General features: G+C 64.3%; 14 protein-coding genes and 1 tRNA gene. 1 reads left to right on the plus strand and 14 read right to left on the minus strand.

What is annotated here, in order from left to right; genetic code table 11:
- Positions 1-55 precede the first annotated feature (55 nt).
- The 13 genes from ACSC1P_RS04315 to ACSC1P_RS04375 all read right to left on the minus strand — a co-directional run bounded on the left by ACSC1P_RS04315 (position 56) and on the right by ACSC1P_RS04375 (position 10,923).
- Positions 56-931 (minus strand): NmrA/HSCARG family protein, encoded by an 876-nt coding sequence (locus ACSC1P_RS04315; RefSeq protein ID WP_435358900.1) that lies wholly within the window; start codon positions 929-931, stop codon positions 56-58.
- An 88-nt stretch (positions 932-1,019) separates the two neighbouring features.
- On the minus strand, positions 1,020-1,721 hold the full coding sequence (locus ACSC1P_RS04320) for an SDR family NAD(P)-dependent oxidoreductase (protein WP_435358901.1): 702 nt from the start codon (positions 1,719-1,721) through the stop codon (positions 1,020-1,022).
- A gap of 26 nt (positions 1,722-1,747) precedes the next feature.
- On the minus strand, positions 1,748-2,437 hold the full coding sequence (locus ACSC1P_RS04325; RefSeq protein WP_435358902.1) for a peptide-methionine (S)-S-oxide reductase: 690 nt from the start codon (positions 2,435-2,437) through the stop codon (positions 1,748-1,750).
- 285 nt (positions 2,438-2,722) lie between these two features.
- Entirely contained in the window at positions 2,723-2,911 is a 189-nt protein-coding gene (locus ACSC1P_RS04330; protein ID WP_435358903.1) for a DUF7836 family putative zinc-binding protein, read from the minus strand.
- A gap of 38 nt (positions 2,912-2,949) precedes the next feature.
- A complete protein-coding gene (locus ACSC1P_RS04335) occupies positions 2,950-3,894 on the minus strand; it encodes an ADP-ribosylglycohydrolase family protein (RefSeq protein WP_435358904.1) in 945 nt (314 codons plus the stop codon).
- A gap of 62 nt (positions 3,895-3,956) precedes the next feature.
- A complete protein-coding gene (locus ACSC1P_RS04340; RefSeq protein ID WP_435358905.1) occupies positions 3,957-4,802 on the minus strand; it encodes a helix-turn-helix transcriptional regulator in 846 nt (281 codons plus the stop codon).
- 134 nt (positions 4,803-4,936) lie between these two features.
- Entirely contained in the window at positions 4,937-5,320 is a 384-nt protein-coding gene (locus ACSC1P_RS04345) for a cupin domain-containing protein (RefSeq protein WP_435358906.1), read from the minus strand.
- A gap of 296 nt (positions 5,321-5,616) precedes the next feature.
- Positions 5,617-6,855, minus strand: a complete 1,239-nt coding sequence (locus ACSC1P_RS04350; RefSeq protein WP_435358907.1) for a hypothetical protein — start codon at positions 6,853-6,855, stop codon at positions 5,617-5,619.
- 84 nt (positions 6,856-6,939) lie between these two features.
- On the minus strand, positions 6,940-7,401 hold the full coding sequence (locus ACSC1P_RS04355; RefSeq protein WP_435358908.1) for a hypothetical protein: 462 nt from the start codon (positions 7,399-7,401) through the stop codon (positions 6,940-6,942).
- Positions 7,402-7,552: 151 nt separating this feature from the next.
- Positions 7,553-8,116 (minus strand): redoxin domain-containing protein, encoded by a 564-nt coding sequence (locus ACSC1P_RS04360; protein ID WP_435358909.1) that lies wholly within the window; start codon positions 8,114-8,116, stop codon positions 7,553-7,555.
- Between the two features lie 97 nt (positions 8,117-8,213).
- Positions 8,214-8,288, minus strand: a tRNA-Glu gene (locus ACSC1P_RS04365).
- Positions 8,289-8,372: 84 nt separating this feature from the next.
- Complete coding sequence (locus ACSC1P_RS04370) at positions 8,373-9,716, minus strand: helix-turn-helix transcriptional regulator (RefSeq protein WP_435358910.1); 1,344 nt, start codon at positions 9,714-9,716, stop codon at positions 8,373-8,375.
- Between the two features lie 34 nt (positions 9,717-9,750).
- On the minus strand, positions 9,751-10,923 hold the full coding sequence (locus ACSC1P_RS04375; RefSeq protein WP_435358911.1) for an amidohydrolase family protein: 1,173 nt from the start codon (positions 10,921-10,923) through the stop codon (positions 9,751-9,753).
- Positions 10,924-11,391: 468 nt separating this feature from the next.
- On the opposite strand from ACSC1P_RS04375, the gene ACSC1P_RS04380 reads away from it, so the two are divergent.
- Entirely contained in the window at positions 11,392-11,751 is a 360-nt protein-coding gene (locus ACSC1P_RS04380; RefSeq protein ID WP_435358912.1) for a winged helix-turn-helix transcriptional regulator, read from the plus strand.
- Between the two features lie 146 nt (positions 11,752-11,897).
- Here the strand turns inward: ACSC1P_RS04380 and thyX are convergent, their stop codons facing one another.
- Positions 11,898-12,641 (minus strand): FAD-dependent thymidylate synthase, encoded by a 744-nt coding sequence (gene thyX, locus ACSC1P_RS04385; RefSeq protein WP_435358913.1) that lies wholly within the window; start codon positions 12,639-12,641, stop codon positions 11,898-11,900.
- Positions 12,642-13,044: the final 403 nt, after the last annotated feature.

Here is a 13,044-nt window from a genome sequence, read left to right on the forward strand (position 1 = left end):
CATTTTCGCGACGACGAAGCGAGCGTCTCTCGAAAGAAAATACGAACCAGTACCGTCAGGGCAACCGTGGAATCGGCTGCCAGTCGTTCTCGACCAGTGCCTCGTAGAGCGAGCGTGGTTCGATGTCGAGCCGGTCGAGGTGGGTCGAGTCGAAGCGCATTCCGCCCATCCCGTCTATCCACGCGTACAGGTCGGCGACCACGTCGCCGTACTGCTCGCGTGCTTCTTCGTTGCTCATGTACACCGCTTCGACGTCGCGGCCGAGGACCGCACCGAAGCCCTCCGCAATCTCTGACAGGGTGAGCAAGTCACCCGCGAGGTCGATTTCCTCGCCAGCGAAGGTCTCGGGGTGTGCGAACGACTTCGCGGCGACGACGCCGACGTCGTGTACGTCTACCAGTGGCAGCGCGGTGTTCGGCGAGATTGGCCACGACAGTTCACCGCGCTCGATGTCGTCGCGCTGTGCCTCGAAGTTCTGGACGAACACACCCGGACGAATCACGGTCGCAGAGAGCGAGAGGTCGCGGATGCGCCGCTCTATCTCCAGTTTCGCGTCGAGGGTGTCGACGTTCGCGTAGAAGTCCGCACCCATCGCCGAGGCGAAGACGAGGTGTCCGAGTTCGGCGTCGTAGGCCGCTTCGACGAAGCTCACGCCCTGTTGGACCTCCTCTTCGTAGTCGTAGCTAGCGCTGTCGGTGACGAGGAACGCACCGTCGACCTCGTCGAGGTACGGGCGATACGACGCCGGCCGCTCCAGATTCCCGATGCAGATACGCGCGCCCTGTCGTCGCAACTCGACGGCGCGGTCCGATTTCGTATCCCGCGTCATCGCGTACACGACGAAGTCGCCGTAGATGCCCGAGAGCAGTTCGTCGACCACTGCGCCACCCTGTCGTCCGGTCGCCCCAACCACGAGGATACGCGTCGCCATAACGGAGCGTACGGTGGCTGGTGATATGGGTAATCACCCGTGTCACCGGGGATAACGGCCTGTTAGACGGTGTCTCACATATGTCGCGTTACCAGTCGATGACTTCGCGCTCGCGCCAGAACAGTCCAGCAGGTGCGTCCGGGGCGAACCGGGCCAGCCAGACGGGCGTGTCCGCGCCGTCTTCGACGCTCGTCGACGCGTGCTCACCGCCCATGTCAGTCTGGACCCAGCCCGGACAGACCGCGTTCGCCAGTAATCCGTCGCTATGGAACTCGCCGTGGAGGTACACAGTCAGGCCGTTCAGGCCCGTCTTCGAGAGACGGTAGGGAGCCCAGCCACCGGATTGACCCTCGCCGAGTGCGCCGAGAGCGCTGGAGACGTTGACGACGCGGCCACCGGGCCGAGCGAGGAGCAGCGGCAGGGCGAACTTCGTGAGGACCACCGGACCGCGGAAGTTCGTCGCGAGCACGGCGTCGACGTCCTCGACCGAGTCGTCGACGAGCGTCGAGGCTCGTGGGCCCCCGATGCCAGCGTTGTTGACCAGCACGTCGAGTCGACCCGCTTCGACCTCGATACAGGCGATAGCCGCACGAATCGCCTCGTCGTCGGTCACGTCGAGTTCGAGTGCTCGCTGGTGCCCCGGGGCGTCGTAGTCGGGGTCGCGGACTCCGGCGTACACCGTCGCACCGAGTTCTTCGAGGTCAGCCGCGATTTGGCGGCCGAGTCCTCGGTTCGCGCCTGTGACGAGCGCGACCTGTCCGTCGAGCGAATCGAGCAGTGAAACGTCCATGCGGTGAGAACGCGACGAACAGCTATCTATTCGACGCGCGACCGGAGCGTGGCGAGCACCTCGTCGCCGAGTCCGTACGAGTCTCCCTCGTCGTCGAGCAGTGCGACCGACCCATCGCCTGCCGCGAAGCCGTTGAGGCGTGCCGCGACGATCGATTCGCGCAGGGTGGTCGGGTCGTCGTAGACTGCCGAGATGGCGTCGAACAGTTCGTCGTCTGCCCGGAGGTTGTACTTCTGATGGTAGTCTTCGGCCGGCGTGAACCCCGACAGTGGCTCGGTCCGTGTCGAGACGTGGCCACGGCGGGACTCGATTCGGTCACGGCTGGCTTCGACGGCAGCACGTTGCTCGTCGTCGTGCCACAGGACGAGGTGGTCGTACTGTCGAATCGCCGAGCGTGCTCTGGGGTCGTGCCAGCGCCAGAAACGGTCGAGGAGCGCGTCGTAGGAGAGGACAGTCGGGTCGTACTCGACTTGCACGACCTCTGTATGGTCACCGAGGTCGCGGTAGGTCGGGGTAGGGGACGAGCCACCGGCGTAGCCGACGCGGGTCCGGACGACGCCGGGCGTCGCGCCGAATCGTGCGTCTGGTCCCCAGAAACAGCCGAGTCCGAGCGTCGCCGTCTCGGTTCGGGTCGGAGCAGCGGCGTCGAGTGGGAGCGACTGGGGGTAGAGGGCGTCGGTCCCGGAAGACGGTGGTGGGAGGTCGTCGTCGGACACGGATTCGGATGCAGATGCGGCGTCAGCGGGGATGTGCCTTTCGCCGACTCTTCGCGGCGTGACCGTCCCGGGGAGGCGGCGCGAGAGTGAGGCAATCAGGGGCGCAAGCGGGGGCGAGAGTGGCGTGGAGGGCCGAACCGCTGCGGGGCACACCTTGCAGTAATCCCCCCGGATGCAATTACCTATCCCAAACTAAAACGCTCGTTTGACACATCTGTCAGTGGGGGATACCGTCGGCGACAGGCAGTGAAACCGTCCAGAAGAGTGAGTCAGCGCGACGATTCGTCAGGCCGTGTGGAACTGTTCGACGACTTCGAGGTCGCGCTGGGTCTTCAGGTACTCGGAGAGTCTGCGACGGTTGGAACACGCCGTGCACTCGTATTCGGACTTCGGGTCGGGAAGCTTGTGGGGCTTCGCTTCCCAGCCGTGGTCACAATCGGGACACACCAGGGCGACGAACGCTTCGGGTGCCATATCCGAACCGAGGCCCGTCGCACAGGAAAAAGACCGCCCTACAGAGCGGGGTCGAGCGTCACCAGTGCGTCTGCGAGTTCCCGACACTCGGTCGTGCAGTCCATGGCGTCGAGCCAGCGCTCCGGCAGCGCGCTCGCACCGAAGCGGGCACCCGCCACTGCACCCGCGACCGCCCCGAGGGTGTCTGCATCGCCGCCCATCGCCACTGCATCGACGATGGCGTCCTCGGCGCTATCGGCTCGAAGACCGTGGAACAGGCCAGCCTGCACCGTCGTCACGACGTAGCCGGAGTTCTGCAACTCAGCTGCGGACGCGGTCTGGACCGACTCGGCGGCCGAGTGGACCGACTCGGCGGCCGAGACGAGTTCGTCGGGCGCGTCCGTGCGGACCCGGTCGAGTGCGGTCCCGAGCGGGTCGTCGTCGCCGCGAACGAGCGCAGCGATGGTGAGATTCGTCAGGACACAGCCCCAGGTACACCGCGGGTCGGCGTGGGTAATCGCGGAGGACTCCCGACTCACTGTTGCGAGCCGGTCGAAGTCCTCCGCGTACGCGATGGCATGTGGGGCACAGCGCATCACGCTGCCGTTACCGGCGTTCGTCCCCTCGGCGCTCGCTTCCCACACCTGTCGGCCGGCCTCGTCCCACGGCGTACCGTCACGGTAGGCCCGAATCGACCGCGCAGTCATCCCGCCGATGTCGAACGGGCCGCTCTCGTACCACGACAGGAACCGGTCGGCGACGTCGCGCCCGTCGAAGCCACCGGATTCGACGAGACTGCGCGCGATACAGAGCGCCATGTCGGTGTCGTCGGTCACAGTTCCGGCCGGTTGGTTGTGCGTCCCGTGGCCGACCATGTCGGTCAGCCGGCCGTGTTCGGTCTCGATGCTCGTCGGTGTCCGAAATTCGACCGGTCGGCCGAGGGCGTCGCCACAGGCGAGTCCGAGTAACGCGCCAGCCGCACGGTCGTTCGCCGTATCAGTCATGGGCGACCGCACGTCTCGAAGGGTAAATACTCTGGCCCCGCACCCCCGACTTCGGTGAGTAACTACCGTGGCTCGACGCTGAGCAGTGCCTCGCGCGTGTGCCCGTCTGTCCCATCTAGCTCGTGTATCTCGAACGGTCGTGCCTGCTCGCGATACTCCGCGTAGACACTCTCAGCCCATTCCCGGGCCTCTGGCGAGGCTGTGTCGACTACCGCTTCGAGCTGGGCGGTTTCGGGGTCGTGGCCACAAATCCCGATGTAGTCGTCCATGATGTTGAGTCCGCACCGGTCGTCGTCCGGAAGGTCGTCGTGCAGGAACACGGTACAGTTGTCACATTCGAGCGCTCGTGCGGTCAGCTCCGGGTTCCAGTCGATTATCGCGCGGAGGACCGGCAGTGAGTAGATGTACTCCATCTGCATGCCTTCGATTACACGTTGACAGAACACTTCGAGGTTCCCCGACTTGTATATCGTCGTCCCAAGCCCCCGGATGGAGTCGGTCGATTCGAGGAGGTATGTAACTCGTTCGACCGGCCTGTACGGATAGTTCGGACCGGGATAGGAGACGACGGCATCCTCGAAGTAGTCGACGCTGAAGCCGTCCATCTCTCGTGGCAGCCATCGCCAGACGTCGCGAAGCGTTTCCCCCGTCCGCATCCCCTCGCGCAATTCGAGGAACCGGTCGGTCACGAACTCGCCCAACGGCGTGAGTTCGTAGTGTCGGCCGTCACGCACGAGCCAGGAGCGGTCCTCGAAGTCACGGACGATGCGGCCGATAGTGGGGTCCGATGCCCCGGTCGCGGCGCGCAGGTCACGCCGGTCGTGTCGTCTTTCGGAGAGCACTTCCAGTACCGCAACACGATGTTCTGACCGCGCCAGAAACTCGATGGCCTGAATCGCGCTACCCATGCTAGAAAATCACATACAGGATATAAAATCCTTCGTCCGGGCGAAAATATCTGAGAGGGAGACCATCCGACCCCCCGTGGTGCATCACCCGAAATCCCTGCCCCACTGGACAGTGGACGGTGCCGTCGTGCACACTACTCCAGCTTCGCCAGTATGTGGTCGATGACGGCGGCGTGCTCTTCTTGCGGGCTGAACATGACTATCTCGGATTCGTCGTTCGCCCGAATCGTGTGACCCGGCGGCCAGTAGAAGAGGTCGCCTGTTTCGGTTACCTCCTCGCTGCCGTCGGCGTAGCTCGCCGTGAGCGTTCCCTCCAAGACGTATCCCCAGTGTGGACACTGACAGAGGTCGTCTTCGAGCCCGGCCAAGAGCGGTGTGATGTCCGTTCCGGAAGCGAACGTGAAGTACTCCCCGCTGAGTTCTCCGTACCCGCTGGTGTCACCGAAATCCATCTGCTGTCGGGCGACGGCGTCCGGCGTGTCGACTCTGACTGGTACGTTCCGTTTGTCTCGTTTCATCTCGTTCACCTGGTCCCGAGAATCGAACTCCCGTGCATCGACACAGCGTCGAACCTACCACAGTCTGTCTCGACGGTGATTTCCCGCGGTGGGTCCGGGCCGGTCGTGTGGGGCGTCTCTCGGTACTATGTCAATCGGTCCCGTGGGAAGTGTACTTACCCGACGAATATTTTCACGGAGTGAATCTCTTCGACTGCGTGGTGCCGTCGCCGCTCGAACGGTCGCCGACCGCTGTCGACTGGGCGGTTCACAGTCTCTCCCAACTCACGTGGGACACGGTTCTGGTGACTGGGCCGTCAGACAGACTCGACGAGTGCCCACACGTCCGCGGTCGGGTCGACGTTGCACGGCTCTGCGCCTCTCGTGGTCACGATGCCGGTGTGGTACAGCATCGCCTTCAACTGGAACGTGGTGCCGGACTGGTAGACCGCTCCGTCCGTGAGCGCCTCCCTGTCGAGTTCGCCGTCGGCGTCGAGAACGCGTGACCGCGCCTCGTCACGCGTGCTGACGAAGAGTTCGACGGCGAACGACGGGTCCGTCTCGTGGAGGTGACAGACGAGTTCTCGCAGCGTCGGCTCACGGTTGTCCCCCCGGTGGAGTTGCTGAATTTCCCGCACGAGTAGCTTCGTCGCTGGATACTCGTAGACGACCCGTCGGGCGAGTTGGCCCCACTTCGGTGCGACCTCGATGAACCGCTTTCGAGAGCGCTTCCAGTCCTCGAAGGCACGGAGCGCATCGTGGACGTCGCCGTACTCGCGCATCGCGAATCGGACGACCTCTTCGCCCAACTCGGTCACCTCGACACCGCTTGGCCCATCGTCGACGAGGCCGAGGAACGCGGCTCCGGCACGCGCCCCGTCCGTCGCACCGACGACGTGTTCTGCGACGAGTTCGTCGGTCGGTCTCGGCAGGTGACACGCCAGTGGATACGCGAGGTAGTTCTTCGGATGATTCAGACCGAACGACTGGTCGGCGACGCCCTGCGCCGTCGCCTGAAACCGGAGTGCGGTCGTGGCGCTCGACGCCTGCACGCCGACGACGTGCGGGACTTCGAGCGGCGTTACAGTCCCGTCGTCGTTGACACCGAGGACGCCGACGTTCAGGTCACGGGCGAGCATCTGCGTCCCCGTCGTGATCGCTGCTGCCGGCGCAGCGAGATATGCCACGTTCGCGTCGGTCAGCCGGTCGTGTGCTTGCACGATTCCTCGTTCGGCGTCGACGACGCCGTCGGCCCGGTAGCCCTTCGCCTCGACCGCGACGAGCGGGGCGTCGGACCCACTGTCTATCCCAGTCACGAGGCTGTCGTCGAGTCTGCCGACACCGACGAGGTCCGGATAGCCCGTCCCGACTTGCACGTGGTTGAACGGCGAGAGTTCGGCCGCGACCGCCGTCGGAATCTCCTCGTCGACGCGCCACGTCTCCATGGAGAATTGGGTGTCGACGACCGCATAGGAGGACTCCCGGTCGGGTGGGAACAGCGCGCGCTTCGTGTGCGCGAGCACTGTCGGCTCCGACATCACTGCACCGGCACTCATGTTACCCGGCCTTTCGAGTTGCCCCGATAAGGAACTTCGTGCCGAACTCCAGCCGAGTCGGTCGATTCGTCCTCAAGTGCGGACTCAGAACCAGAGATTCGAGACGAACCCGACCACCGCGCCGAACGTGACGTAGGTGAGTAACACCGGAACGCTGACCGTCGGGACCGCCGAGAGCGGCGCGATGCCGTGCCCGATGAGCCACAGCGGTTCGAGCACGGCGGCGACGACGGCCCAGCTACAGAGACCGAAGACGGCACCGACGACCGGCCCGAGGAACCCCCGGCCGTACCGCCAGAGCGGCCGCGAGTGAACCAGTACACCGAAAAAGCCGCCGAACAGGCCAGCGAACAGCAGGTGCCAGAGGAACAGGTCCGGTGTCTCCGTACTCAACTCCATACTCGTCCCAAGCGCAGTCGCACCGAACGTCGTCTGGGTGGCGACGACGAGCAGTGCGATACCCGAGAGGAGACCTGCGATGGTCGACTGGAAGGCGAGGTCACGACGCGGCGTGACACCGACGGTAATTGGCCGTTGGACGCTCATACCGACACCGAACGGGCGAGAGGATATGTGCTATTTCCGCAATGTCACCCAGGTTCGACCCAAATTGGTCCGATTCCCAACCAGAACGGCTCGTGCGCGTCCCGGTGCGCACCCGATGTTTGGCCCCCGTGCTCAGAAGACCGCCCAGTACTCAGAGGACCCAGTCGTCCTCGCCCGCCGCTTCCGGTGCCGGCCCGAGTTCCACGTCGTCGAGTTCGTCCCGAATCGCCTCGTACACGTCTTCGACCGGCGGCGTGTCCATCGTCGGGTCGATAGCGTGGTCACCGACCCACTTGTAGCGGACCGTCCGGTCGCGGTCGATGAGGAAACACGAGCGACGTGACCGGGGGAACAGTTTGAACGTCCGGTACTTCACCTCGAACGCGGTCGTGAGTTCGAGTTCCGGGTCTGAAACCAGCGGAAAGTCCAGTCCGAACGTCCGCATGAACGTCTTGTGCGTGAGCGGTCGCGACTTGCTCACGCCGATAATCTGGACGTTCTCCGCCTCGTCGTCGAACCAGTTGTAGTCGCGAAACTCACACCACTCGCCGGTACAGTCGGGCGTGAAGTCGTTCGTGTAGAAGCACAGGAGCACCGGCCCGTCTTCGAGAAGGTCTGTCAATCGCGCTTGCTCGGTCCCGCCACCGGGGCGAACCAGCGGTGCGACGAACTCGGGCGCCGTCTCACCGACGGCCAACCCCGCAGAATCTGCCATGGCCCAACGTACGTGTTACGACGAATATACTTTCGGGAGTCGGTGGGAAGCCACGCTAACGACCGACCTGCTGCTCGTCGGTTTGGTATTGAAGAAGTGCTCCGTCAGGGATTCGAACCCTGGTCCTTGCCGTGAGAGGGCAAGATGATTGGCCGGACTACACCAACGGAGCGGTGCGTTCTTCGCATTAACTCGTTTAGCAGGGACATTAAAAACCCTTGCGTTTCGAGGGCGCTGTGGTGCGGTTTACCGTCCGTTAGAAGCCGTCGTCGTCGTCGAATGGTGAGCCAGCAGCGTCGGGTTCGTGGCCGGCGAGACTGACGATATTCTCTCGGCCGACGCGGAGTTTGCTGATGTCGCCCTCGTCTTCCATCTCGGACAGCAGCATGCTGACTTTGGACTTCGACCAGTCGGTCTCGTCGACGATGTTGGACTGGCGCATTCGGCCACCGTTGTCTTCGAGCAGCCTGATGACGCGGTCCTCGTCGGTCAGGAGTTCTTCGTCGCTGATGGCGGGCGAGGACGACTCGGGTGGGGCCGACTCGTCGACCGCTGTCGTCCCAGCCGCGGCCGCAGCAGTCGTCTCGGGGTCGGGAGCGCCGGCATCCGACGAGTCGACGTCGCTCATCGGTTGCTCTGGCCGACCAGTAGCCATCTCCGGTGAGTCACCGGTGTCAGAGGTGTCAGGGGTGGGGAACTGACCGTCGTCCTCACGGGTCCGCCACCAGACGACTGCTCCAGCGATGCCCACGAGGGCGACGACGAGCAAGAGTGGCATCATCGGGAACGACTCGCCTTCGTTGACGCCGGCCACGGTCGTCCCGTCGCCCCCGTTAGTGCCGTCGTTGCCGTCACCGGAGCCGCTTCCGTCGGTGGTGCTACCGGTGCCATCGCTCGTTCCGTTTCCGGCACCGCCAGCGCGGGTGGGTTCAAGTTCCAGTCGTGGTCGTTCGTCGGAGAACTCTTTCTCGCCGCGCCACGTCACGGAATCGCTGTCGGTGATGCTGTTACCGGAGAGACTTCCGTTCGGGTCGATGGCGGTGAATCGGACGCCGTCGCCGGTCTCGATGACGAGTGCCTGATTCGGCCCGATGTAGAGGCCGCCTTCGAACACGTCGCTGACGACGAGGGTGCCCGATTGGGTGGCGGCGAAGTTGCTCCAATGGAACGAGAGGTCGACGACGCCGACGTCGTTGAAGCCGGTTCTGACGAACGCCGCTCGCTGGAAGTCGGTCGCGCGCATGTCGCGGTCGGTCGCGTTCGTGCCGGTCGAGACGAGACTGTTGGCACGCCCCCGGAAGTTCTCGTACAGGTCGGTCTCCTCGGACTCGAATCGTGCTGCGTACTCCTCGAACTGCTCGCGTTCAGTCTCGTTGAGGTTACGCTCGTAGTGTATCGTAAAACGTGCCGAGCCGTTCTCGAAGACGCGAATCCGGAACTCGGTTCGGTCGAACTGCTGATTCGTCCCGAGCACGCCTTCGGGCGTCTCGAGAGTCGACGGCGCTGTCTGCACATCTGCTGTGGCCGGGACCGCGCCAACGAGTGTGGCGGTGACCACGAGGAGGACGACGAGTGTTTCGACACCGGGTGACCGACGCATTCGTCCCCCCCTTCTCGGTGAGGGCTAATGAACGCTAGGCACTTGGCCCGGTGATTCGTCCACGGACACAGACAGTTTCGGGGTCGCGCCACGCGGTCACGTCGTCGCGTGGGTCGGTCGAGAGGACGAGGAGGTCGGCCGCGCTGTCCGACTCGATTCGGCCCGCGTCGACGCCGAGAAGGTCGGCCGCGGTCGCGGTCGCGGCTTCGAGGGCTTCGGTCGGTGTCATCCCGTACTCGACCATGAACTCCAGTTCGCGTGGAATGTCGGCGAAGGTGTTGTACGGCGTGCCGGCGTCGGTCCCCATCGCGATAGTCACGTCGGCGCCGAGCGCGTGCGAGAAGGCGTCTTCGAACGCGTCTCGGGCGTCTTTGGCTTTTTCCACAGCCCAGCCGGGAATCCGCTCGTCGTCGGCGTTGTCGACGATGCCGTGCAGGGCGCTGGCGGTCGGGACCCAGTACGTTCCGGCGTCGGCCATGGCGGCCGCGGCCGCCTCGTCCATGTAGGTCGCGTGTTCGACGCTGTCGATGCCAGCGGCGACCGCGTTCTCGATGCCCTGTTTTCCGTGCGCGTGGGCCGCGGTCGGAACGCCCTTCGCACTCGCCGCCTCGACGAGCGCGCCGAGTTCGGCTGCTGTGAGTTCCGGGCCGCCGGTGTCCGCGCCCTCGGTGAGGACGCCGCCAGTCGCCATGCACTTCACCACGTCCGCGCCGGCTTTGAGTTGCTCGCGCGCAGCCTTCGTCACCTCGTCGCAGCCGTCGGCTTCACGGCCGAACCAGTGGCCGTGGCCGCCCGTCATGACGACGTTCTGGCCACACGCGAGGACACGTGGGCCGGGGACGACTTCCTCGTCGACGGCGCGCCGAGCAGCGAGCGCGATGCCGTCTGCCGCTCCGAGGTCGCGTACAGTGGTCACGCCAGCGTCGCGGGCCGCGCGGAGGTTTCGGGCCGCACGGAACGTCAGGTCGGCAGTCGTCCGGTCGATGTCGGCCGCCGGGTTCGGGCCAGCGTCCATCATCACGTGGACGTGGGCGTCGACAAGTCCCGGAACGAGGTAGTCGCCGTCGACGTGGTGAACCTCGTCCGGGTCGACGCCGTCCGGTTCGGCACCGACGTGTGTGATTCGGTCGTCCTCGACGAGGACGCTGGCCTCGCGGGCGCCATCGGCGTCGAGGACGGTCGCGTCGCGGAACAGTCGGGTCGTCATCGAGGCCACCCGGTGTTGTCCGCGGGTGCGTTACTGGGGGCGTCGTCGTGTTGCTGCGTCACGACTATCGCGTTCGACGAGCGCAGGTAAAAGTCTGGGTCTCCGCAGGATGACTCGCGGATGAACCCAGTTCAGTAGCCAGTGGACGACCGCCCGTCACCCGAGAGGTGGACGAGCGAACGTCCGAAGTGTGGTAGTGGGTGTGTGATTGGTTCCGTGGAGTGCCTCTGACTGAGGCAGCGACTGAAAGTGGTGGGTGGGGGGGGGGTCGTCCAGTCAGGGTGGTCGACAACAGTCGTCCGAGCGTTCGGGGCTGTTGTCACACCCTATCACACACTTCCCACCCACCCATAATAAAATTACCGACGCAAATTTCCATTGGCCATCGAATCGGTGAATTGCCATTAGATAGAAATAAAAGGAGCACCAAAGGTCTACATACATCGGAAACTCCGGGTGTGTGAAACTGTGAGACTTCGCCAACCAACCGACTTCCTGATCTTGGAAGCACTACAAGCAAACGGACGCAACGTTGCGACCAACCTCGCCCACCACACGGGCAAGAGTCGCAAGAACATCAACAGCCGACTGCCCGTCCTCGCGGACTACGGCCTCGTCGACAAAATCGGTCCGGCAGACCGCTCTGGACTGTACGAGGTCACGAAGAAGGGCAAAATCGCGCTGATGTACCAGGACCAGTACGACGAGGTCGACGACTTCGGTGACCTCATCGAGGGGCCGCACGCGAGCGACCCGCAGGCTGGTGCCCAGCAGCAGGCCCAACTCGTCCGCGGCGAGGACGAGGAAGCCGACGACGCAGACGACTGAACGAGCGACTCGGTCGCGATTCCGCGGACTCGCTCGTCCGTCCGCATTGGCGGCCACCGTCAGGTCTCTATCTCTCTCACTCTCTCTAAGCACCGTCGCTACTGCCGTCGATGACCGTGTTCTCGAACGTCGAAGAGGCGGCCGTCTCAGGGTGCGAGACGGTTCTTTCGGTTACGCATCTTTGCCTCGTAGTACTCGAACGTGAGTGGACACCAGTCCGCGGCGAGGTCGAGCACCGACTCGGTCAGTTCGCGAATCTCCCACTGTGCGTCGGCGGCGGCGCGCATGTCGGCGACGTGCATGAGCATGCGGACGTTCATCGTCATCACCATGTTCACCTTCGTCCCGATGGGCAGGACGAAGCGGGCGTCCTCCGGCGGCATGCCGAGGTCGAGCAGTTCCTGGTACTCTTCGACGCTGCGCGTGACCGACTCGCGGAACAGTTCTTCGCGCTGTTCGATGGTGGCCTCGTCGACCGACCCACCCTTCTGGTTGCGGCCGATCCAGTCTGCATCCGTCGCCGACGGCGGCGTGACGACGAACTCGCCCTCGCCCACCTGCTCCGGGTCCACGTCGTCGAACGCCACGTAGCGCATCGACTGCACGTCGAAGCTGACGTGGCGGTGGCGCGTAATCTGCGCCATGCACGAGCGACTGATGCCCTTGACTGCGAACGTCGCGTTCGGGTGCTCGAACGGCCCGAAGTGGCCGTGGGTCATCAGGTGGCCGATGAGGGTGCGCTGTTTCTCTTCGATACTGTCGCCGTCGACACCCTCCATCACCGTCTCGAAGTCGTCCTCGCCGACGAAGTCCGCGTAGTAGTCGTTTCGTGCCCCTTTGCAGATCAGTTCCTCCGGGTTCGGCGTCGCCTCCAATAGTGTGACTTCCATGTGTGCCCCGTTGGCTACGTGGTCACGGTACTGGTTTTTGAATCTATGCTTGTGCGTCTGAGAGTTGTGCCGGGTCTAATTACGGGGAGGCGGAACAACGGTTCACGTCGCCGCTGGTGCTGGTTCCGAGAAGCAATTCGCGACTGCTGACGGAGCACGACCGCTGCGTGGCTCTGTCGTCGTCGCAGATTGTGGTTCCGGGGAGCAGTTCACGAATGCCGATGGAAAATACCCGCACCGCACCTCCCGCCCTCGCCACAACCTCCCCATCCGATTCGCTCGACTCCGTCTCACTCATCCCTCGCGCGATTTTCGCTCGCGGCCTGCGGCACGCGAGCCAGCGCGCGCCAGAGTGGAAGTTCAGATATCGACGACGACCGCCTGCGGAGAAAACGAGTCCTGC

The sequence above is a fragment of the Haloarchaeobius caseinilyticus genome, from assembly GCF_051207395.1.
GTDB lineage: Archaea > Halobacteriota > Halobacteria > Halobacteriales > Natrialbaceae > Haloarchaeobius.

Coding starts and splice junctions, on each gene's coding strand:
- ACSC1P_RS04340 (WP_435358905.1), bottom strand. CDS start 4,802: ATGGGTAGCGCGATTCAGGCCATCGAGTTTCTGGCGCGGTCAGAACAT.
- ACSC1P_RS04320 (WP_435358901.1), bottom strand. CDS start 1,721: ATGGACGTTTCACTGCTCGATTCGCTCGACGGACAGGTCGCGCTCGTC.
- ACSC1P_RS04315 (WP_435358900.1), bottom strand. CDS start 931: ATGGCGACGCGTATCCTCGTGGTTGGGGCGACCGGACGACAGGGTGGC.
- ACSC1P_RS04330 (WP_435358903.1), bottom strand. CDS start 2,911: ATGGCACCCGAAGCGTTCGTCGCCCTGGTGTGTCCCGATTGTGACCAC.
- ACSC1P_RS04355 (WP_435358908.1), bottom strand. CDS start 7,401: ATGAGCGTCCAACGGCCAATTACCGTCGGTGTCACGCCGCGTCGTGAC.
- ACSC1P_RS04335 (WP_435358904.1), bottom strand. CDS start 3,894: ATGACTGATACGGCGAACGACCGTGCGGCTGGCGCGTTACTCGGACTC.
- ACSC1P_RS04350 (WP_435358907.1), bottom strand. CDS start 6,855: ATGAGTGCCGGTGCAGTGATGTCGGAGCCGACAGTGCTCGCGCACACG.
- ACSC1P_RS04370 (WP_435358910.1), bottom strand. CDS start 9,716: ATGCGTCGGTCACCCGGTGTCGAAACACTCGTCGTCCTCCTCGTGGTC.
- ACSC1P_RS04345 (WP_435358906.1), bottom strand. CDS start 5,320: ATGAAACGAGACAAACGGAACGTACCAGTCAGAGTCGACACGCCGGAC.
- ACSC1P_RS04375 (WP_435358911.1), bottom strand. CDS start 10,923: ATGACGACCCGACTGTTCCGCGACGCGACCGTCCTCGACGCCGATGGC.
- ACSC1P_RS04360 (WP_435358909.1), bottom strand. CDS start 8,116: ATGGCAGATTCTGCGGGGTTGGCCGTCGGTGAGACGGCGCCCGAGTTC.
- thyX (WP_435358913.1), bottom strand. CDS start 12,641: ATGGAAGTCACACTATTGGAGGCGACGCCGAACCCGGAGGAACTGATC.